The 20,525-nt window shown below is 75.0% G+C and carries 17 protein-coding genes and 1 riboswitch; of the genes, 9 read left to right on the top strand and 8 right to left on the bottom strand.

Features of this window, described 5'->3' with window-relative positions; all coding sequences use genetic code 11:
- The first annotated feature begins 3 nt into the window (after positions 1-3).
- The 4 genes from gcvH to AC1050_RS18805 all read left to right on the top strand — a co-directional run bounded on the left by gcvH (position 4) and on the right by AC1050_RS18805 (position 1,878).
- A complete protein-coding gene (gcvH, locus tag AC1050_RS18820; RefSeq protein WP_482388935.1) occupies positions 4-375 on the top strand; it encodes a glycine cleavage system protein GcvH in 372 nt (123 codons plus the stop codon).
- A gap of 248 nt (positions 376-623) precedes the next feature.
- Positions 624-860 (top strand): LuxR C-terminal-related transcriptional regulator, encoded by a 237-nt coding sequence (locus AC1050_RS18815; RefSeq protein WP_482388934.1) that lies wholly within the window; start codon positions 624-626, stop codon positions 858-860.
- Between the two features lie 179 nt (positions 861-1,039).
- Entirely contained in the window at positions 1,040-1,648 is a 609-nt protein-coding gene (locus AC1050_RS18810; RefSeq protein WP_482388933.1) for a hypothetical protein, read from the top strand.
- Positions 1,648-1,878, top strand: coding sequence for a helix-turn-helix domain-containing protein (locus AC1050_RS18805; RefSeq protein WP_482388932.1), 231 nt, complete (start codon positions 1,648-1,650; stop codon positions 1,876-1,878). The genes AC1050_RS18810 and AC1050_RS18805 overlap by 1 nt, the downstream gene beginning before the upstream one ends.
- On the opposite strand, the gene AC1050_RS18800 is transcribed toward AC1050_RS18805, so the two are convergent.
- Positions 1,875-2,798 carry a LysR family transcriptional regulator gene (locus AC1050_RS18800; protein ID WP_482388931.1) on the bottom strand — a complete coding sequence of 308 codons (924 nt, stop codon included), beginning with the start codon at positions 2,796-2,798 and terminating at the stop codon, positions 1,875-1,877. The two genes, AC1050_RS18805 and AC1050_RS18800, sit on opposite strands and share 4 nt — an antisense overlap.
- A 69-nt stretch (positions 2,799-2,867) precedes the next feature.
- Between AC1050_RS18800 and AC1050_RS18795 the strand changes: the two genes are divergently transcribed.
- From AC1050_RS18795 to AC1050_RS18785, 3 genes are all read left to right on the top strand, one after another.
- Positions 2,868-3,929: a YeiH family protein gene (locus AC1050_RS18795; protein ID WP_482388930.1), complete on the top strand. Its 1,062-nt coding sequence runs from the start codon at positions 2,868-2,870 to the stop codon at positions 3,927-3,929.
- 29 nt (positions 3,930-3,958) lie between these two features.
- On the top strand, positions 3,959-4,396 hold the full coding sequence (locus AC1050_RS18790; RefSeq protein ID WP_482388929.1) for a (deoxy)nucleoside triphosphate pyrophosphohydrolase: 438 nt from the start codon (positions 3,959-3,961) through the stop codon (positions 4,394-4,396).
- 166 nt (positions 4,397-4,562) lie between these two features.
- On the top strand, positions 4,563-5,018 hold the full coding sequence (locus AC1050_RS18785; protein ID WP_482388928.1) for an Hsp20/alpha crystallin family protein: 456 nt from the start codon (positions 4,563-4,565) through the stop codon (positions 5,016-5,018).
- 66 nt (positions 5,019-5,084) lie between these two features.
- On the opposite strand, the gene metE is transcribed toward AC1050_RS18785, so the two are convergent.
- The gene (metE, locus tag AC1050_RS18780; RefSeq protein WP_482388927.1) at positions 5,085-7,436 is read right to left on the bottom strand and encodes a 5-methyltetrahydropteroyltriglutamate--homocysteine S-methyltransferase; all 2,352 of its coding nucleotides are present in this window, start codon (positions 7,434-7,436) and stop codon (positions 5,085-5,087) included.
- An 8-nt stretch (positions 7,437-7,444) separates the two neighbouring features.
- The gene (locus tag AC1050_RS18775) at positions 7,445-8,497 is read right to left on the bottom strand and encodes a methylenetetrahydrofolate reductase (RefSeq protein ID WP_482388926.1); all 1,053 of its coding nucleotides are present in this window, start codon (positions 8,495-8,497) and stop codon (positions 7,445-7,447) included.
- A 5-nt stretch (positions 8,498-8,502) separates the two neighbouring features.
- A riboswitch (SAM riboswitch) is annotated at positions 8,503-8,599 on the bottom strand.
- 136 nt (positions 8,600-8,735) lie between these two features.
- On the opposite strand from AC1050_RS18775, the gene AC1050_RS18770 reads away from it, so the two are divergent.
- Complete coding sequence (locus AC1050_RS18770) at positions 8,736-9,722, top strand: SMP-30/gluconolactonase/LRE family protein (RefSeq protein ID WP_482388925.1); 987 nt, start codon at positions 8,736-8,738, stop codon at positions 9,720-9,722.
- Between the two features lie 13 nt (positions 9,723-9,735).
- Here AC1050_RS18770 and AC1050_RS18765 read toward each other — a convergent pair whose 3' ends face one another.
- The 3 genes from AC1050_RS18765 to AC1050_RS18755 are packed head-to-tail and all read right to left on the bottom strand — an operon-like array spanning position 9,736 to position 11,045.
- Positions 9,736-10,113, bottom strand: a complete 378-nt coding sequence (locus AC1050_RS18765; RefSeq protein WP_482388924.1) for a hypothetical protein — start codon at positions 10,111-10,113, stop codon at positions 9,736-9,738.
- The gene (locus AC1050_RS18760; RefSeq protein ID WP_482388923.1) at positions 10,110-10,340 is read right to left on the bottom strand and encodes a ribonuclease PH; all 231 of its coding nucleotides are present in this window, start codon (positions 10,338-10,340) and stop codon (positions 10,110-10,112) included. The genes AC1050_RS18765 and AC1050_RS18760 overlap by 4 nt, the downstream gene beginning before the upstream one ends.
- A 45-nt stretch (positions 10,341-10,385) precedes the next feature.
- Complete coding sequence (locus AC1050_RS18755; RefSeq protein ID WP_482388922.1) at positions 10,386-11,045, bottom strand: DNA-3-methyladenine glycosylase I; 660 nt, start codon at positions 11,043-11,045, stop codon at positions 10,386-10,388.
- Positions 11,046-11,303: 258 nt separating this feature from the next.
- Here AC1050_RS18755 and AC1050_RS18750 point away from each other — a divergent pair, with 258 nt between their 5' ends.
- Positions 11,304-12,689: an MFS transporter gene (locus tag AC1050_RS18750; RefSeq protein WP_482388921.1), complete on the top strand. Its 1,386-nt coding sequence runs from the start codon at positions 11,304-11,306 to the stop codon at positions 12,687-12,689.
- Positions 12,690-12,785: 96 nt separating this feature from the next.
- On the opposite strand, the gene hrpA is transcribed toward AC1050_RS18750, so the two are convergent.
- Both hrpA and AC1050_RS18740 read right to left on the bottom strand, forming a co-directional pair.
- Complete coding sequence (hrpA, locus tag AC1050_RS18745; protein WP_482388920.1) at positions 12,786-17,003, bottom strand: ATP-dependent RNA helicase HrpA; 4,218 nt, start codon at positions 17,001-17,003, stop codon at positions 12,786-12,788.
- A gap of 583 nt (positions 17,004-17,586) precedes the next feature.
- The gene (locus AC1050_RS18740) at positions 17,587-20,313 is read right to left on the bottom strand and encodes a glycoside hydrolase family 3 protein (protein ID WP_482388919.1); all 2,727 of its coding nucleotides are present in this window, start codon (positions 20,311-20,313) and stop codon (positions 17,587-17,589) included.
- Positions 20,314-20,525 lie beyond the last annotated feature (212 nt).

Genomic DNA, 20,525 nt, shown 5'->3' with positions numbered 1-20,525 from the left:
ACCATGAGCGACGTCCCCGAGAACCTGCAGTACACCGCCGAGCACGAGTGGATCGAGGGCACCGGCCCCGCCACCGTCGGCATCACGAAGAACGCCGCCGACGCGCTGGGCGACATCGTGTACCTGGAGCTGCCGACCGTCGGCAGCGAGATCGCCGCCGGCGCCGTCGTCGGCGAGGTCGAGTCCACCAAGTCGGTCTCCGAGCTGTTCTCCCCGGTGTCCGGCACGGTCGTCGAGGTGAACCAGGCCGCCGTGGACGAGCCGTCCGTCGTCAACAGCGACCCGTACGGCGCCGGCTGGCTGTTCCGGGTCGACGTCACGTCGACCGGCGCGCTGCTCACGGCGCAGGAGTACGCGGCGACGATCACGGGCTGAGATCGCCCCGGGCGGCGGTTAGCCCGTTCGGGTGGTTCTGCACCGGGGGTCGGGAGATCGCTTGCCGGACGGTGACCAGCGGGTTCGGCCGTACCACAGGTCCTCCGCCCGGCGCATCCACCTCACCCCCTCGGGAACGGGTGAGATCTGAACTGCGATCACCACGGCCACACTTGCCGATCAACCGGTAGACGGCCGCCGGACAACCCCAGCAGCCGGTACTCGTCGCACGCAGACCGGAGGACAGCATGGCCATCCTGGAGATCGCCCCCACCACCTCCAGCATCCTCGGCGAGCCGCTCACCACGCGTGAACGGGTCGTCCTGGCCGAGCTGGCGGAGGACGTCACCCTCGAGGACATCGCACGGCGCCTGTACGTCACCCGCAACACGGTGAAGTCGCAGGTCCGCTCGGTGTACCGCAAGATCGGCGTCTCGACGCGGGCCGAGGCCGTCGCCTGGGCCACCGCCGCCGGCATCCGCTAGCACCGCCCGCGCCCGGCCCGTCCCCCAGCGGGCCCGTCCGCACCCAGGGCCGCGCCCCGCCGTCACGGCGGGTCGCGGCCCTGCGTCGTCCGCACCCGCCGCCGGACCCGGTGGACGCCGCGCACGCCGTGCCATATCGTCAGTCGATAACATCGACATTCGATATGCAGGGAGCTGTCATGACGACGCGTGCGCCGTGGTTCACCAGCCGGTCCGACCTGATCTCCATCCTGGTCGTGGGCGCGGCGGTGATCGTCTGGCAGGCCGGCGGGCTGATCGCCTCCGTCGTGCGCATCTTGCCGAACCGGGACGCGCCGGTCGACGTGATGATCGCCGGCGCGCCGGTCGAGCTGCCGCTCGGCCCCGGGGGCGCCGCGCTGGCGGCGACGGTCGACACGGCGACGCTGACCGTGTCGGACATGCCTGTCGCCACGTACGTCGCCGCGCTGGGCGCGGCCGTCGTGCCGCCGCTGGCCACCATCGGCGTGACGGTGTGCGTGCTGCTGCTCTGCCGGCGGATGCTGGCCGGGCAGTTCTTCTCGGGGACCATCACCCGCCTGATCACGGCGGTGTCGCTGCTGATCGGCGGCGGCTGGCTGGCCTGGTTCGGCTGCTCGGTCATGGCCTCCAACGGCGTCCTGGCGCAGGTCGCGGACCGCGCGGTCGCCGAGGAGATCACGTTCCAGGTGTCCTGGACGCCGATCCTCACGTCCATGGCGGTCGGGGCGCTCGCGGCCGCGTTCAGCGCGGGGGAGCGGCTGCAGCGGGACGCGGAGGGTCTGGTCTGATGCCGCCCGAGGACGACGCGGGCCGGATCCACTGCCGGCTGGACGAGCTGCTGGCGGAGCGCGGGATGACGCTCGCCCGGCTGGCCGAGCTGGTCGGCGTGACGGTGGTCAACCTGTCCGTGCTCAAGAACGACCGCGCGCGGGCGATCCGGTTCTCGACGCTCACCGCCGTCTGCGACGTGCTCGGCTGCCAGGTGGGCGACCTGCTGGTGGTGGCGCCGCGCGCCTAGGCGGAGCCGGCCGCCGCGGCGACCCGGACGACGTGCGCGGCCAGCTCGCGCGCGGCGGGTGCCGGCCGGCGGGACCGCGCCCAGACCATCCGCAGCGTGCGGGTGAGGTCGATCCCGTCCACGGGCACCGCGAGGAGGTCCCCGCGGGCGAGCTCGTCGGCGACGGTCAGCCGGGACAGCACCGCCGCCGCGCCGCCGCCGCGCACCACGTTCTTGACCGCGGACGTCGACCCCAGCTGGGCGGGCGACCCGGCCAGCGGGTGCCCGGCCGCGACCAGCGCCTGCTCCAGCACGGCGCGGGTGCCCGACCCGGCCTCGCGGACGGCGAGCGGCGCGGTGCTCAGCTCGGCAGCCCGCACCGGCCGCCTCCGCCGCGCCCAGGGGTGCCCGGGGGCCACCACCACGAGCAGCTCGTCGTCGCCGACCGACCGGGCGTGCAGGCCGTCGGCGACGCCGGGCCCCTCGACGAAGCCCAGGTCGGCCCGGCCGTGCAGCACGGCGTCCATCACGTCCCGCGAGTTGGCCACGACCAGGTCCACCACCGCGGCGCCCGCCGGCCGGGACGCGAGCCACCCCGGCACCAGGTACTCGGCGACGCTCAGGCTCGCGGCCACCTGGACGCGCCCCTGCTCCGCGCTGCGCAGCGCGTGCACCTCCCGCTCCAGCGCGTCCGAGGCGGCGAGCACGTCGCGCGCCCGCCCGAGCAGCGCCGTCCCGGGAGGGGTCAGCCGGGTGCCGGAGGCGGTCCGGCTGACCAGCGTCAGGCCGGTCTGCCGCTCCAGGCGGCGCAGGCCGGTGCTCACGGACGGCTGCGCGAGCCCGAGCGCACGCGCGGCGCCGGACAGCGACCCGTGCGCCTCGACGGCGTCGAGCAGCTCGAGCGCCCCGAGCGGGATGCGCCGGGCAGGTGCGGTGTCCATAGCCTCAGGCTAGAGCGCGCGAGCGAGGTCGGCGTTCCGCGGGGGCCCTGCCGGCCGGATCCTGGACGGGTGCCGCCTGTCCCCGCGTCCGCCGGTCCCGCGCCCGCCGGTCCCGCGCCGTCGGGTGGCGCCCGCCGGCGCGTGCTCGGAGTCGACCGCACGATCCTGCCCGGCCTGGTCGCCGCGCTGCTCGTGGGCGCGGCGTGCCTCGGTCTGACCGCGCTGGTCCCGGTGCTGCCCGGCCTGCTCGTCGCGATCGTCCTCGGCGCCGCCGCCCGGTCCGCGGGCCTGCTGCCGGCCGTGCTCGAGCCCGGGCTCGCGTGGACCGGCCGGCGGGTGCTGCGCCTCGGGGTGGTCCTGCTCGGCCTGCAGCTGTCGCTCGGCGACCTGCTCGGCCTCGGCCTGCGGGAGGTGCTGGTGCTGCTGGCGACGGTGGCGGCGACGTTCGCCGCCACCCTCTGGCTGGGCCCCCGGCTGGGCGTGGCACCCCGGCTCACGCTGCTGGTCGCGAGCGGGTTCTCGATCTGCGGCGCCGCCGCGGTCGCCGCGATGAGCCCGGTCGCGGACGCCGACGAGGACGAGGTCGCGACCGCGGTCGCGCTGGTGACGGTGTACGGCAGCCTCGCCCTCGTGGCGGTGCCCCTGCTGTCCGGCCTGCTGGGGCTGTCCGACCGCACCGCGGGGCTCTGGGCCGGGATGTCCGTGCACGAGGTCGCGCAGGTGGTGGCGGCCGCGGGCACCGTGTCCGCCGCGGCGCTGTCCGTCGCCGTGGTCGCGAAGCTCGCGCGGGTGGTGCTGCTCGCGCCCCTGGTGGCCGGTGTCGGCGTCGTGCGCCGCCGGGCGGCGGGGGCGCCGGCCGCCGGGGCGCGCCGGCCGCCGCTCGTGCCGCTGTTCGTGGTCGGGTTCGTGCTGGCCGTGCTCGTGCGGACGCTGGGGCTGGTGCCCGACGCGGTGCTCCCGGCCGTGAAGCCGGTGACGACCCTGGCGCTCGCGGCGGCGATGACGGCGCTCGGCACCCAGATCCACCTGGGGCGGCTGCTGCGCACCGGTGGCCGGCCCCTGCTGCTGGGCGCGGCCGCCACCCTGGTCGCCGGGTCGGTGAGCCTCGTCGGGCTGCTCGCCGCCGGGTGAGCCCGGCGCGCTCCTGGCAGAATCGGCGCATGCAGCCGCCGCCCGTCCTCGTGGTCGCCGCCGCCCTGGTGGACGACCTCGGCGCCCCGCGCGCGCTGCTCGCCGCACGCCGCCGGTCGCCCGTCAGCCTGGCCGGCCGCTGGGAGTTCCCCGGCGGCAAGGTGGAGCCGGGGGAGACCGCCGAGCACGCCCTGCACCGCGAGCTGCGGGAAGAGCTCGGCGTCCGCGTCGCGCTGGGCGCCGAGCTGCCCGGCCCGGACGACGGCTGCTGGCGGCTGAACGGCACGTACACCATGCGGCTCTGGCTGGCCGAGGTCGCCGCGGGGGTCCCCGAGCCCCTCGTCGAGCACGACGCCCTGCGCTGGCTGCCGCGCGGCCAGTGGCTGTCCGTCCCGTGGCTGGACGCCGACGTGCGCATCGTCGAGGCGCTCGCCGAGGCCGTGGAGGGCGACGCCGCGCGCGTCTGAACAGCAGGTTCACCTGGTGGCGAACAGCCTGGTCAACGATCTGGCACTCGCGGGTCGAGAGTGCTAGAACATGTCTCGTAGCCCTTCCGGTGGGCCGTACGGCGCACCGGGGCAGCACGGTCCCGGACCGTCCGGGACCGCCGAGACGCCGAGGAGGTGACGGGCTGTGGCTACGCGATTCGACCCGTTCCAGGAGATGGACCGGCTGATGAACCAGGTGCTCGGCTCGCAGCGTGCCGCCGCGACCATGCCGATGGACCTGTTCCGCGCGGGTGACCACTACGTCCTGGCCGTCGACCTGCCGGGTGCGGACCCCGGCACGATCGACGTGAACGTGGACGACCGGACCCTCACCATCCGCGCCGAGCGGACCGCCCGCACCGAGGACGGTGTGCAGTGGCTCGCCAAGGAGCGCCCCGTCGGTGCCTACGCCCGGCAGCTCACGGTCGGGCGCGGGCTGGACCTGGACGCCATCGCCGCGTCCTACGCCGACGGCGTCCTGACGCTCACCATCCCCGTGGCCGAGGAGGCCCGGCCGCGCCGCATCGAGGTCACCACCGGTGGGACACCGGCGACCATCGAGGGCACGGACGCGTCGCGCGAGGCGCACGCGTCCGCCTGAGCCCGCGCGGCGGCAGCACGACGCCCCGGTCCCCCGAGCGGGGGCCGGGGCGTCGGCACGTGCGCGTCAGGCGGTGGGGACCGCCAGCGACGCGCGGACGGTGCGGGTGGCCGCCAGGACGTGCTCGAGCGTCGGCGTGACCTCGGCGTACCGGCGGGTCTTGAGGCCGCAGTCCGGGTTCACCCAGAGCTGCGCGGGGTCGATCACGCGGACCGCCTCGGTGAGCAGCTCGGTGACCTCGGCCTCGCTCGGGACGCGCGGGGAGTGGATGTCCCAGACGCCCGGGCCGATCCCGCGGGGGTAGCCCTCGCTGGCGATGTCGCCGAGGATCTCCATCTTGGACCGCGCCGCCTCGATGGAGGTGACGTCGGCGTCCAGGCCGTCGATCGCGCCGAAGATCTCGCCGAACTCCGAGTAGCAGAGGTGGGTGTGGATCTGCGTGTCCGGTCGCACCCCGGCCGTCGCCAGCCGGAACGACGCCACCGACCAGTCCAGGTAGGCCTCGTGCTGGTCGGCCCGCAGGGGGAGCAGCTCGCGCAGCGCGGGCTCGTCGACCTGCACGATCGCGGTGCCGGCGGCCTCCAGGTCGGCGATCTCGTCCCGCAGCGCCAGCGCGACCTGGTTCGCGGTGTCGGCCAGGGGCTGGTCGTCCCGGACGAACGACCAGGCCAGGATCGTCACCGGGCCGGTGAGCATGCCCTTGACCGGCTTCGGCGTGAGCGACTGCGTGTACGTCGTCCAGGGCACCGTGATCGGCGCGGGCCGGGAGACGTCGCCCCAGAGGATCGACGGGCGGGTGCACCGCGAGCCGTAGGACTGGACCCAGCCGTGGTGCGTGACGGCGAACCCGTCCAGGTTCTCGGCGAAGTACTGCACCATGTCGTTGCGCTCGGGCTCGCCGTGCACCAGCACGTCCAGGCCGATCTCCTCCTGCAGCGCGACGACGCGGCGGATCTCCGCCTTCATCTCCTCCTCGTACTGCTCCGCCGTCAGCTCGCCCCGGCCGAACGCCGCGCGCGCGACCCGGATCTCCGGGGTCTGCGGGAACGAGCCGATGGTCGTGGTCGGCAGGGCGGGCAGCTGCAGCCGCTCGGCCTGGGCGGCCGCGCGGTCCGCGAAGTCGCCGCGCCGGAACGCCTCGGCCGGCAGGTCCGCCAGGCGCGCGCGCACCTCGGGGCGGACGACGCCCGCGGCTTCCGCGCGGGACCGGCGGGCGTCCGCCGCGGCGAGCAGCTCGGCGTGCACGGCCTCCCGGCCCTCCGTCAGCCCGGTGGCCAGCGTGACGACCTCGGTGGTCTTCTGGTCGGCGAAGGCCAGCCAGGAGCGCAGGGTCGCGTCGAGCTGCTGCTCGTCGGCGACGTCGTGCGGCACGTGGAACAGCGAGGTGGACGTGCCGACGGCCACCTGGCGGGCGCCGAGGCCCTCCAGGCCCTCGAGCGCGCCGAGCGCGGCGTCGAGGTCGGCGCGCCAGATGTTGTGCCCGTCGACCACGCCGCCGACCAGGACCTTGCTCTCCAGCCCGGGGACCGGCGCGCTCGGCGCCGTGCCGCGGACCAGGTCGATCGCCAGGCCGTCCACGTCGGTGCCCGCGAGCACCGGGAGCGCGTCCCGCAGGTCGCCGTACGGGGCGGCGACCAGGATCGCGGGCCGCTCGGCGGCGGGCAGCTCGGTGGCGAGCACGCGGTACGCCTCGGCCGCGGCCGCGAGCAGCCGGTCGGCGGGCACGCCGGTCGAGTCGGAGACCAGGGCCGGCTCGTCCAGCTGCACCCAGGTGGCCCCGGCCTGCGCCAGCTCGCGCAGCAGGGTGGCGTACACCGGCAGCACGTCTGCCAGGCGGTCGATCGGCAGGAAGTCCTCCGGCGCGTCCTCGGTCGCCTTGGCCAGCGCCAGGAACGTGACCGGGCCGACCAGGATGGGGCGGGTCAGCACGCCGTCCGCCAGGCCCTCGGCCAGCTCGCGGACCGGGCGGTCGCTCGCGTACCGGAACGCCGTGCCCGGCCCGATCTCCGGCACCAGGTAGTGGTAGTTGGAGTCGAACCACTTGGTCATCTCGAGCGGCAGGTCGTCCCCGCGGCCGCGGGCCACGGTGGAGTAGCCGGCCAGGTCGAGGCCGCCGTCCGCGGTGGTGAGGTCGGCGAACCGCTCCGGGACCGCGCCGAGCACGGCCGCGGCGTCGAGCACGTGGTCGTAGAACGAGAACGCGCTCGGGATCGCGGGCAGCCGGGTGTCGAGGCCGAGCTCGGCCAGGCGGGTGCGGGTGCGCCGGCGCAGGTCGGCGGCGGTCGCCTCGACCTCCTCGGCGGTGCTGCGGCCGGCCCAGAACGACTCGAGGGCCTTCTTGAGCTCGCGGCGCGGCCCGATCCGGGGGTAGCCCAGGACGGTGCCGGCGGGGAACGGGTGGGTCTGGTGCTCGGTCATCTCTCGCCTCAGATGGTGGGGACAGGGCTCAGGGTGGTCGTGGAGGCCGCACCGACGGCGGCGCCGCGCGTGTGCGCCCGGGGGGCGTCGCCGCCCAGGCCGGCGCCGGCCAGCAGGTCCAGCGCGGGGCCGTGGGTGTTGAACGTGTACAGGTGCACGCCCGGCGCGCCGCTGTCCAGCACGGCGTTCACCAGGTCGACGCCGAGCCGGGTGCCGGCCCGGTGCCGGCGTGCGACGTCGTCCGGGTCCTGGGCGTCGAACGCGTCGAGCCGGTCCAGCACGTGCTCGGGGACCGGCACCCCGGTCAGCTGCGCCACGCGGCGCAGGCGGGCCGGGTCGGTCATCGGGATGATCCCCGGCACGATCGGGATCGTGACCCCGGCGTCCCGGGCCAGCACGACCAGCTCGGCGTACGACTCCGCGTCGTAGAAGACCTGGGTGATCGCGAAGTCCGCGCCCGCCTCCTGCTTGGCGAGCAGTGCCGCGACGTCCTGCTCGCGCGTGCTGCCCGAGCCGGCGTTGCCCCGCGGGAACGCCGCGACCGCGACGGACAGCGGCCGGCTCGCGGCGCGCACGGCCTGCGCCGGGCTCTCCTCGCAGCGGCGCCGCTCGATCCGGCGGAGCAGCGCCACCAGGGCGCTAGCGGTCGGCAGCCCGTCGGGGTGCGCGGCCCACGACCCGTCGGCGGGCGGGTCGCCCCGCAGCGCGAGGAACGACCGCACGCCCTCGTCGAGGAACTCCTCGACGGTGGCCGCCACGTCGTCGGCCGACGCGCCGACGCAGGTCAGGTGCGCGATCGGCGTCAGCGACGTCTCGCGCAGCAGGCGCCGGACCAGGGCCCGGGTGGTGCGCCGGGTGCTGCCCGAGGCCCCGTACGTCACCGACACGAAGTCCGGGCGGGCCGCCGCGAGCTCCTGCACGGTCGCCCAGAGCCGCGGCGCGGCGTCCGGGTTCCGCGGCGGGAACAGCTCGAACGAGACCGTCGGCCGGTCGACCGCGCCCAGGCCGTCGGCGACCACGCCGTCACGACCCGGGTGCAGGGGGGTACCGCTACTGCTCATCGTCAGCTCCATCGGACCTGGCGGAAGCACCCACACCCTCGGTGCGGAGGGGGGTTGCTGCGACGTCGACGAGCCAGGTCTCTCGGTCGCTCTGGATGGTGCGGCCACAGTAGGACGCCCCGGGTGGGCCGTCCAGTGCCCCTGACGCGTCACGTTTCCGTGGCCCACCTCACACCCGCGGGCCGGCCGTCCGCCCGACGTCGTGCGGGCCCGGCGAGCCCGTGCGAGGCTGCGCCGGGTGAGCCCTGTCGACCTGCGCAGCGTCCCCCGTCCCGCCGACCGCGACCGCCTGGTGGTGCGCGAGCTCGCCGCCGGCGCCGTGACCGGCGGGCAGGTGCTGGGCGAGCAGCGGGCGCAGCTCGGGGAGCGGCCGGTCTGGGACGAGCGCGCGGGGGCGCTCGTGTGGGTGGACATCGACGGCCGCGCGGTGCACCGGTGGGCCGACGGCGACCCGGCCCGCGACAGCGTGCTCAGCACGACGTCGCCGGTCGGGGTGGCGTGGCCGACGGCGTCGGGCGGGCTGCTGCTGGCGACCGCCGACGGCTTCGGCGTGCACGACGGCACGCGCCTCGGACCCGTCACCCGGCCCGCGGGCATGCCGGACGGCTACCGGTTCAACGACGGGGGCTGCGACCCCGCCGGCCGGTTCTGGGTCGCGACGCTGCCGCGCGACGGGTCCGCCGGCGACGGCGTGGTGCACCGGGTCGTCGCGGCGCCGGGCGGGCTCGAGATCTCCACCGTGCTGACCGGGGTGGCGCTGGGCAACGGCATCGCGTGGAGCCCGGACGGCTCGGTGCTCTACCTGACCGACACCGACGCCAAGGTCGTCTACCGGCTGCCCTACGACGTCGGGACCGGCACGGCCGGCGCCCCCGAGCCGTTCCTGGCGTTCGCCGAGGACGCGCCGGGCCCGGACGGCACCGCGGTCGACGCCGACGGCGGGCTGTGGATCGCGGTGTACGGCAGCGGCCACGTGCTGCGGTTCGCCGCCGACGGGACGCCGCGCGGCGCGTACGCGGTGCCGGTGCCGGACGTGACGTGCCCGGGCTTCGGACCCGCCGGGTCGCGGCGGCTGTACGTGACGACCGCGTCCGGCGGCGGGTCGGGGACCGGGGGCGACGCGCTGCCGGGTCCGACCTCGCCCGAGCAGGAGACCGGCGGGGCGGTCGTCGGGTTCGACGTGGACGTCGACGGGCTGCCGGTCCCGGTGTTCGCGGACGCCTGAGGCGCTCGGCCGGTCAGGCGGTCAGCAGCTGGTGCGCGCGCTGGTGCGAGACCCCGAGGACCGTGCCCACGTCCCGGACGGACAGACCGGCGTCGCGCAGCACACGTGCGGCGGCCCGGGCCTCCCGGGCGGCCTCGCGGTTCGCCAGCTGCGCCTGCTCGCGGTAGCGGGCCGCGGCCTGGACGTGCGTGCCGACCTCGACCGGGACCGTCGGCCGGAGGTCGACCTCGACCGTCGAGGGGTCGACCTGCGCGACGAACGCGATCACCTCGCGCATCGCCTCAGGAGCCTGGTCCAGGCGCGCCACCTCGGAGATCGCGCCGGGGTGCTCGACGCACTGGAGCGACCACCACCGCCGGCCACGCTCCGCCGTGACGGTGTACCTGGTCATCGCCACCACCCCTTCCCCAGCACCTGCGCGAACTGGTCGAAGAACCTGCGCGCGGTGACGTCGTCGATCTCGGTGTGCCGGCCGAGCGTCGACCGCACGCCGCCGACGACCACGCCCGTGTGGTTCGTGAGCTCGACCACCTCGAACGAGACGCCCGCGTCCCGGGCCGCGCGCCGCACCCGCAGGAGCACCGCCGACCGCTTCAGGAGCGTAGTCCAGGCCGACATGGACTTTCAAGGCAATACCACACTAGGCAGAAGGTGCCGGCCGCGTCACGGCCTCGCACGGGCCAGCACCACCGGGCAGTCCGCGAGGTGGTCGTCGACCATCCCGCACGCCTGCAGCGCCGCGTAGGCCGTGGTGGGCCCGACGAACCGGAAGCCGCGCCGCTTGAGCTCCTTCGCCAGCGCCACGGACCCGGGGGTCGCGGCCGGCACGTCGGCGAACGTCCGGGGTCGCGGGCGCCCGTCCGCCGGGACGGCGTACGACCAGAACAGCTCGTCCAGCGTCCGGCCGTCTGCGTGCAGGTCGAGCAGCGCGCGGGCGTTGGCGATCGTGGCGGTGATCTTCGCGCGGTTCCGGATGATCCCGGCGTCGGCCATCAGGCGCTCGACGTCGTGCTCGTCGTAGCCGGCGACCACCTCGGCGTCGAAGCCGGCGAACGCCGCGCGGAACGCCTCGCGCTTGCGCAGCACGGTGATCCACGCGAGCCCGGACTGGAAGGCCTCCAGCGTGACGCGCTCGTAGAGGGCGCGGTCGCCGTGCACGGGCACGCCCCACTCCTCGTCGTGGTACCGCTCGTACAGCGGGTCGCCGTCGCCGAAGCACCGGCGGCCCGGTGCCGGGTCCGTGGCCGGGAAGGTCGCAGCCGTGACCGGGTGCCGGTCCGGCTCGTCGGTGGCCGGGTCGAGGGTGGGGTCGGCGCTCGTCATGCCCGTCACTCTGCCGCACGGGTCCGACGGCGCCGCGGGCCCCTCCACCACCCGCACCCCGTCCGGCGGCTGTGGACCACCTCGTGGCCGACCACGCCGTGTCCGAGATGCGGACTCCGGTTGTCTACAGCGTGAGACGGCGTAAGGTCGCCCGTGCGCTGGAGCACCGCGTGCGTCACCCGAGCCGAGCTGCGAGCCGACCCCGACGTCCACCCGGTGGTCCGCGTCCTCACCGCCTGCCGAACCGGAGCCGTCCGCATGTCAGCCACCGCAGTGCCCACCACCGAGCCGGCCGCGTCCAAGCCGCTGAACTCCCCCTCGCGCGTCATCGCCGCGAGCCTCGTGGGCACCACCATCGAGTTCTACGACTTCTACGTCTACGCGACGGCCGCCGTCCTCGTCTTCCCGCACCTGTTCTTCCCCACCGGCAACGACACCACGGCGCTGCTGGCGTCCTTCGCGGTGTTCGGCGCGGCGATGGTCGCGCGCCCGATCGGCGCGATCTTCTACGGCCACCTCGGTGACCGGCGCGGCCGCAAGACGACGCTCGTCTACTCGCTGCTGACGATGGGCGTGGCGACCTTCCTGATCGGCGTGCTGCCCACGTTCGACAGCATCGGCATCACCGCCACCGTGCTGCTGCTGATCCTGCGGCTCGCGCAGGGCTTCGCGCTCGGCGGCGAGTGGTCCGGCGCCGCGCTGGTCGCCACGGAGAACGCGCCCGCGGGCAAGCGCGCCTGGTACGGCACGTTCCCGCAGCTGGGTGCGCCGCTCGGCTTCATCATCGCCAACGGCATCTTCCTGATCATCAACGGGGTGCTGGGCCAGGGCTCGGACGCCTTCATGTCCTGGGGCTGGCGGGTGCCGTTCCTGTTCTCGGCCGTCATGGTGATCATCGGCCTGTGGGTGCGGCTCAAGCTGGTGGAGTCCGAGGCGTTCACCACCGCCGAGAAGAAGGGCAAGGTCACCAAGCTCCCGCTCGGCACCACGCTGCGGCACCACTGGCGCGCGACGCTGCTCGGCACGTTCATCATGCTGGCGACCTACGTGCTGTTCTACCTGATGACGAACTTCACGCTCACCTACGGCACCCGCGCCGTCGACCCGGGGACGGGCGAGCCCGGGGGGCTCGGCCTGCCGTACGTCCACTTCGTGCTCATGCAGATCATCGGCGTGGTGTTCTTCGGGATCTTCACGATGCTGTCCGGCCCGCTCGCGGACCGGCTGGGCCGCCGCAAGCTCCTGATCGGGGTGACCTCCGCGATCATCGTGTTCGGGCTGTCCTTCCCGCTGTTCCTCACGGTGCGCGACGACCTGGTGTTCACCGGGGCGCTGACGCAGGCGTTCCTGGTCTTCGGGTTCCTGCTCATGGGCGCCACGTTCGGGCCGATGGGCGCGCTGCTGCCCGAGCTGTTCCCGACCAACGTCCGGTACACGGGCTCGGCCATCGCGTACAACGTGTCGTCGATCCTCGGCGCGGCGCTGGCGCCGATCGTCGCGCTGGCGCTGTGGGCCGCGGCCGACGGCAGCACGTGGCTGGTCGGCGTGTACCTGTCGGGCGCCGGTGTGCTCACGCTGATCGCGTTGATCCTGTCCACGGAGACGAAGGACCAGGACTACGCCCGGTCGTCGCACGAGGACTGAGATCCCACCCGGCCGCGAGGTCGTCACGTCCGGCCGAGGTCGTCAGTCCTGACTGACGACCTCGCGCCGTTGTGACGACCTCGCGGCCCGAACGGCTCAGGCCAGCGCCGAGAGCGCCTTGCGGATCCGCTTCTCGCTGACCGGGACCGGCGTGCCGAGCTGCTGCGCGAACAGGCTGACCCGCAGCTCCTCGAGCAGCCAGCGGACCTCGTCCAGCGCGGCCAGGTCGGCCGGCACGGGGGTGCGGGACGTCACCCGCGCGCGGGTCTGCCCGAGCAGCTGCTCCAGGTCGCGCACCTGCCAGGCTAGCTGCTCGTCCCGGGTCGGGTTGGCGCCGGCCTTGTCCAGGCGCAGGGCGGCGGCCCGCAGGTACCGGGACAGCTGGGGGAGCCGTTCCGCCCCGGTCTCGGAGACGAACCCGTCGTGCACCAGCGCCGTCGCCTGCGCCTGCACGTCGCGGACGGCGCCGAGCAGGGCCAGCGACCGGGTGCCGCGCACGGCGGCCTCCAGGTCGCGCGCCGCGGACAGCACGGAGACGAGGTCCCCGACCACGCGGTGCACCTGGTCCTCCAGGCCGTCGCGGACCGCGGTGCGCGCGGCGGCGTAGGTGTCGGCGCTCCGGACCGCGGTCGCCGGCCGCCCGGCCAGGTGCACCGTGAGCAGCCGGTCGACGGCGGCGAGCTGCACGTCGGCGACCAGCGCGTCCGTGCTCGGGTACGGGCTCGCGGCCAGGGTCAGCGCCTGGGTCCCGGTCCACCGGCTGGTGATCCGGCCCGTGGCGAGCCCGACGTCGAGCAGCAGCAGGCGCCGCACGCCCGCGCGGTGCCGGACCGCCTGGTCGCCGGCGTCGGCCAGCACCTCGACGCGCACGGTCGCGGCGGTGCCGCGGCCGTGCTCGACCAGGGCGGGGTAGCCGCGCACCGTCAGGCCGCTGGCGTCCTGGGTCTCGACCCGCTCGGGCAGGGCCCCGCCGGGCAGGTCGGCCGGCCAGGTGGTGAGGTCGGTGCCGTCGAACCCCGGCAGCGGGGACGGCGCGGCGGGGCGCCTCCCGGGCGCCGGGACCGGTGCGCCGGCGCCGGGAGCGGCCGCGCGCGCGTCGGCCATCGCGTCCCGCACCGCGGTCCGGACGGCGCTGCTCACGGCGTCCTGCGTGCGCGCGGCGAGCCGGCGCTGCAGCACGTTCAGGTCCTTGCCCTCGTCGACGACGTGGCCGCGCTCGTCGACGACGCGGAACGTCACGCGCAGGTGCGGCGGCAGCCGGTCGTCGTCGAACGCGTCGGCGGGCACGTCGACGTCCCGGAGCGCGCGCACCGCCTGCCGGAACGCGTCCCGGAACGACGGCGCCGCGTCCGCGGCCCGCACGGTGTCCGCCCAGCCCGCGGTGTGCGCGTCGAGCCAGGCGACGACGTCGCGGCCGACGTCGGGGGCGGGCACCAGCTGCACGCGGACCGGCTTGGGCAGCGCGCGGATGGTCGCGGTCGCCAGCTCCTCGCGCAGGCCGGGCACCATCCAGTCGAAGCCCTCGGGCCGGACCCGGGCCAGTGCGACCAGCGGCACGTGCACGGTGACGCCGTCCGCGTCGGTGCCGGGCCGGAACTGGTAGGTCAGCGGCAGCTCCAGGTCACCCTGCGGCCAGGTCGACGGGAACGACGACTCGTCGACGCCGGCGTCGTCGGCCACCAGCAGCTCGCGGGTGAACGACAGCAGGTCGGGCTCCCGGCGCCGGGCGCTCTTCCACCACTGGTCGAAGTGCCGCGCGGAGACGACGTCGTCCGGGATCCGCTCGTCGTAGAAGGCGAACAGCGCGTCGTCGTCGACCACCAGGCCGCGACGCCGCGACCGCGCCTCCAGGTCCTCGGCCTCGTCCAGCAGGCGGCGGTTCTCGGCGAAGAACGCGTGGTGCGTGGTCCAGTCGCCCTCGACCAGGGCGTGCCGGATGAACAGCTCGCGGGCGTGCTCGGCGTCGACCTTGCCGAACAGCACCCGGCGGCCGGTGACGATGGGGACGCCGTAGAGCATGACGCGCTCGACGGCCATCGCGGCGCCCTGCTTGGACGACCACGACGGCTCCGAGTAGGACCGCTTCACCAGGTGGGCCGCCAGGTCCTCGGCCCACTCGGGCTGGATCCGCGCGACGTCGCGGCCCCACAGCCGGGAGGTCTCGACCAGCTCGCCCGCCATGACCCAGGCGGGCGGCTTCTTGGCCAGGCCGGAGCCGGGGAAGATCGCGAACTTCGCACCGCGCGCACCCAGGTACTCGTTGCGTGCGCGCCGGTCCGGGGTCCGGCCGCCGTCGCGACCGCCCTTCCCCCGGGCGGGGGCCGCGCCGCCGGACAGGTCGGACGCCTCCTGCATGCCGATCTGCGACAGCAGCCCGGCGAGCAGCGAGACGTGCACCCGGTCGGCGTCCCACTCCAGCCGGTACGCGCCGCGTCCCTCGGTGGCCGGGTCGCGCTCCTCGGAGAGGTCGCGGTCGGTCTGGCGGGGCGGGTTCACCGTGATGCCCAGCGGCTTGGCCAACTCCTTGAGCTGGGTGACCACGTCCTGCCACTCGCGCAGCCGCAGGAAGTTCAGGTACTCGGCCTTGCACAGCCGCCGGAACGCCGAGCTGGACAGGTCACGCTGCGCGTCGCGGACGTACTGCCAGAGGTTCAGGTACGCCAGGAAGTCCGACGTCGGGTCCGCGAACCTGGCGTGCAGCTGGTCGGCCTGGGCGCGCTGCTCCACCGGGCGCTCGCGCGGGTCCTGGATGGACAGCGCGGCGGCGACGACCATGACCTCGCGCGCGACGCCCCGGCGCCCGGCCTCGACGATCATCCGCGCGAGGCGCGGGTCCATCGGCAGCTGCGCCAGCGCGCGGCCCGTGTCGGTCAGCCGGGTGCCCCCGGCGGACGCGTCGAGCGCGCCGAGCTCGGTGAGCAGCTGCACGCCGTCGCGGACGGCACGGGTGTCCGGCGGGTCGACGAACGGGAACGACGCCACGTCGTCCGGCCCGGTCGCGACGCCCACCGAGATCATCTGCAGGATGACGGAGGCCAGCGAGGTGCGCAGGATCTCGGGCTCGGTGAACCGCGGCCGGGACTCGTAGTCGTCCTCGGAGTACAGCCGGATCGCGATGCCGTCGGCGACGCGCCCGCAGCGGCCGGACCGCTGGTTGGCCGAGGCCTGGGAGATCGGCTCGATCGGCAGCCGCTGCACCTTGGTCGCCTTGGAGTACCGGGAGATCCGGGCCGTGCCGGGGTCGACGACGTACCGGATGCCCGGCACGGTCAGCGAGGTCTCGGCGACGTTGGTGGCGAGGACCACGCGACGCACGCTGTGCTGCTGGAACACCCGGTGCTGCTCCGCGGCGGAGAGCCGGCCGTACAGCGGCAGCAGCTCGACCGCGTCCGGTCGGCGGGCGTCCTGCACCCGCACGCCGAGGTGCCCGCGCAGCGCCTCCTCGGCGTCCCGGATCTCGCGCTCGCCGGAGAAGAAGACCAGCACGTCGCCCGGGCCCTCGCGGGTGAGCTCGTCGACCGCCTCGCAGACGGCGGACATCAGGTCGCGGTCCTCGGGCGGCGGCGTCTTCGCACCCTTCGCCGGGGTCGCCCGGGACCCGGCGCGCGGGTGGGCGCCGTCCGGGGCGTCGAGGTCGTCCGGGTCGTCGGTGGGGCGGTCCGGGGACAGCGGCCGGTACCGGATCTCGACGGGGTAGGTGCGCCCGGTGACCTCGACCACCGGCGCCGGGACCCCGTCCGGGTGCTCCTCGGTCGCGGGACCCGCGAAGTGCGCGGCGAACCGGGCGGAGTCGATCGTCGCCGAGGTGATGACGACCTTGAGCCCGGGCCGCCGCGGCAGCAGCTGCGCGAGGTACCCGAGGATGAAGTCGATGTTGAGCGAGCGCTCGTGCGCCTCGTCGATGATCAGGGTGTCGTAGGCCAGCAGCTCCGGGTCGCGCTGGATCTGCGCGAGCAGGATGCCGTCGGTCATCACCTTGACCAGCGTGCGCTCCGACGACTCGTCGGTGAACCGCACCTGGTAGCCGACCAGCTCGCCGATGCTGGTGCCGAGCTCCTCGGCGATCCGCTCGGCGACGGTGCGCGCGGCGATCCGGCGGGGCTGGGTGTGGCCGATCTGGCCGTCGCGCCCGCGGCCGAGCTCCAGCGCGATCTTCGGCAGCTGGGTGGTCTTCCCGGAGCCGGTCTCGCCGGCGACGATCACGACCTGGTGGTCGCGGATCGCGGCGGCGATCTCCGCGCGGCGGGCGGAGACGGGCAGCTGCTCGGGGTAGACGACCGGGGGCAGCACGACCGCGCGCCGCGCGTCGGCCATCGCCGCGAGGCGGCGGGTGCGGCCCTCGCGGCCGCGGGGGCGATCGACGTCGCGCGGGCGGCGGTTGCCGGAGCGCGGGGGGCGGTCGCCGGTGCGCGCCGGCTGCGCCGGGGTCGTCGCGTGGTCGGGTGCCCCGCCCTCCGCAGCCCGGTCGCCGCCGGTCGGGTCACCAGAGGCCCGGTCACCAGCGGCCCGGTCACCAGAGGCCCGGTCACCAGCGGCCCGGTCACCGGCGGGCCGGCGCCCGCGCCCGCCACGGCGACGCCGAGAGCGCTGTCCCGCGGTCGTGCCCGGGTCGGACGTGGTGGCGCCGTCGCCGACGCCCGCGCCGTCGCCCGCGCGCGCGCCGTCGCCGGAGGGGGCGGGCGCGGGGGAGGTGGGGTCGGCGGCAGTCACGGCGCACCATTGTCGCCGCACGGCGGACCGCACGCGATCGCGATTCGCCCAGGGCGATCACCGCACCCCCCCGCGCCACCCCCCGCGCAGCACGACGCCGAGGTAGTGCCTTCCCGCCGAGGTAGTACGTCAGGACGCACTACCTCGGACCGGAGGCCCTACCTCGGCGTCGCCGGATGCGATCGCGTCAGCGGACGAGCGCGTTCGAGATCGCGAGGTTGCGGGTCAGGCGGATGTCGTCGGAGGCGGCCCCCACCTGCACCTGGATGGTGCCGGTCGGCGTGCGCCACTCGTCGAGGTCGACGTCCCAGTAGGACAGCGACTCCGGGCTCAGCGTGACGGTGACGGCCTGGGTCTGGCCCGGCTCGAGCGTCACGTCGGCCCAGCCGGCCAGCGAGACGGGCGCGCTGCTCACCCGGCGGGTGGGCAGGTTGCCGACGTAGACCTGGACGGTCTCGGTGCCGGCCCGGGCGCCGGTGTTGCGGACGTTGACGGTGGCCTGCAGCTGGGTGCCCTCGCCGTCCGGGTCGGGGACGGCCCCGGTGCGCAGGTTCGAGTAGGCGTACGAGGTGTACGACAGCCCGTGCCCGAACGCGTACTGCGGCTCGATGCCGCGCTCCGCGTAGCCGCGGTAGCCGACGAAGATGCCCTCGCTGAACTGCTGGTCGAGCTCGTCACCGGGGTACTGCGACGGGTCGCTGACCGGCGTCGAGGCCTCGTCGACCGGGATGCTGATCGGCAGCCGGCCGGAGGGGTTGACGTCGCCGAACAGGATGCCGGCGATCGCGGCGCCCTGCTCCTGGCCGCCGAACCAGTTGTGCAGCACGGCCGGGACGGCGCCGTCCCAGTCGGAGGTCTGCACGGCCCCGCCCGCCTCGATCACGACGATCGTGCGCGGGTTGGCCGCGGCGACCTGGCGGATCAGCTCCGCCTGCCCGTTGGGCAGGTCGAGGTTCGGCTTGTCGCCGCCCTCGCTGGAGTAGTCGCGGACCACGACGACGGCCGTCTGCGCGGACCGCGCGGCCTGCGCCGCGGCCTGCACCGACGGGGTGACGAACGCCTCGGGCGCGGTCCAGCCGAGCCGGAACGCGGCGCCCGCGTCGGTGCCGCCGGGGGAGTCGTTGGTGTACTCGGCCCGCAGGGCGTAGGCCTGGCCGGCCACGAGGTCGACCGAGGCGGTGGTGACCGCCGGGTCGCCCGAGGGACCGGTCGTCAGCACCGGCTGGTCGTCCAGGTAGACGGTGCTCGTGCCGTTGGTCGTGACGGCGAGCTCGTACGTCCCGGAGACCGGGGGCGTGAGCGTGCCGGTCCACCGGATCGAGGCGTTGTGCATGTTGTCCTGCACCGGGAAGTGCGGCGACTGCGCGTTGAACCCCTCGAACAGGAAGAAGCCGCCGAAGATCCCCGCGAACGGCTCGGTGCGGTCCACGGCGGGGGCGCCGGACAGGTCGGCCGTGTCGAAGTACTCGACGCGCAGGCCCTCCCCGTCGCCCAGCGCGGACGTCAGGTAGTCGGACGGGATCGCGTCCGGCCCGGGCAGCAGGACCGCGGAGGTGACCGGGTCGGTGCCGGGCGTGTGGGTCACGGCGACCCCGGGCGCGACGCGCTCCTGGATGCCCTGGAGCGGGCTGACGGTCCGGGTCGGGATGACCTGGGAGGAGCCGCCGCCCTGGGTGACGGCGTCGGCGTCGGTCCCGATGACGGCGATCGAGCCGACGTTCGCCCCGAGCGGGAGCGCACCGTCGTTCTTGAGCAGCACGGACGCGCGCTCGGACACCGAGCGGGCGAACGCGGAGTTCGCGTCCTCCGGCAGCGGGCGGACGGTCGGCGGGTTGTCGAACAGCCCCAGGGCGACCATCGGGCGCAGGATGCGCAGCACGGCGTCGTTGATCCGCGACATCGGCACCTGGCCGGCGCGCACGGCGTCGAGCAGCGGTCCGCAGAGGAAGCAGTCGCCGGGGCCCACCTCGGGGGTGAAGTTCCCGGGCATCTCCTGGTCGAGCCCGCCGAGGACCGACTGGACGGTGCTGTGGGTGGCGCCGTAGTCGCTCATGATCCAGCCCTGGAAGCCGAGCTGCTGCTTGAGGATCTGGTTCTGCAGCTCGTCGTTCTCGCAGGCGTAGGTGCCGTTGACCTTGTTGAACGCGCACATCGCCGACCCGGCGCGACCCTGCTCCTGGCCGATGGCGAACGGCCGCGTGTAGATCTCCTGCAGCGTGCGCTCGTCGACGACGGCGTTGCCGCCGGCCAGCCGGTTCTGCTCCTGCGTGTAGACGTTGTAGTGCTTGAGGTCGGCGACGACCGGGTTGGCCTGGATGCCGCGGATCTCCGCCGCCCCCAGGACGCCGGTCAGCAGCGGGTCCTCGCCGAAGGCCTCGAACGCGCGACCGGCCTGGGCCACCCGCGCGATGTCGAGGGCGGGGGACAGCAGCACGTTGTGCCCGGTGCGGTGCGCCTCGTCGCCCGCGACGCGGCCGTACTCCTGCGCCAGGTCCTCGTCCCACGTCGCGGCGAGCGCGAGCGGCGACGGCAGCTGGGTGGACTGCTGCTCGTTGACGTCCGGGTTGGCGATGCGGACGCCGGCCGGCCCGTCGGCCATGGTCAGCGCCGGGATGCCCAGCCGCTCGATCGGCGCGTTGTAGAAGCCGAAGTAGTTGTTCAGCTCCCCGTGCATCATGTTGACCTTCTCGTCCAAGGTCATCTGCCGGAGGATCGCGCGGGCCCGCGCCGTGTCGTCGGGCGACTCGTCCCACCAGAAGTCGGCCGGGAACGACCGGCCCTCCTGGAGGGCGTCGGCCACCGCGGTCTCGACCGCGGGATCGTCCTCGGCCGCCGAGGCGGCACCGACGGGGACCGTCAGCGCCAGCACGGCGAGGACGGCGGGCACGCTCGCGCGCCGGGTACGTGGATGCATGGGTCAACCCCCTGGGTCGCGGGGGAGCCGCCCAGCGTCTTTGCGGGTGCGCTGTCCCCTGGACGGCCCAGTAGGTCACCCGTCCGGGTGACGGTCAAGGCGAGCGGGGCGGCGTGGCACCGGCTCGGGCGCTGCGCGGGAGCGCTCTCCCTGCGCCCACGTCCCGCTGACCTCCGGGCACACAGCGGGCGCACAGGTCCGCCGCGTGCAGG

The organism is Cellulomonas sp. NEAU-ZC6 (genome assembly GCF_056844425.1).
The sequence above is the reverse complement of the archived record's forward strand: the minus strand, read 5'-3'. Positions and strand labels throughout refer to the sequence as shown.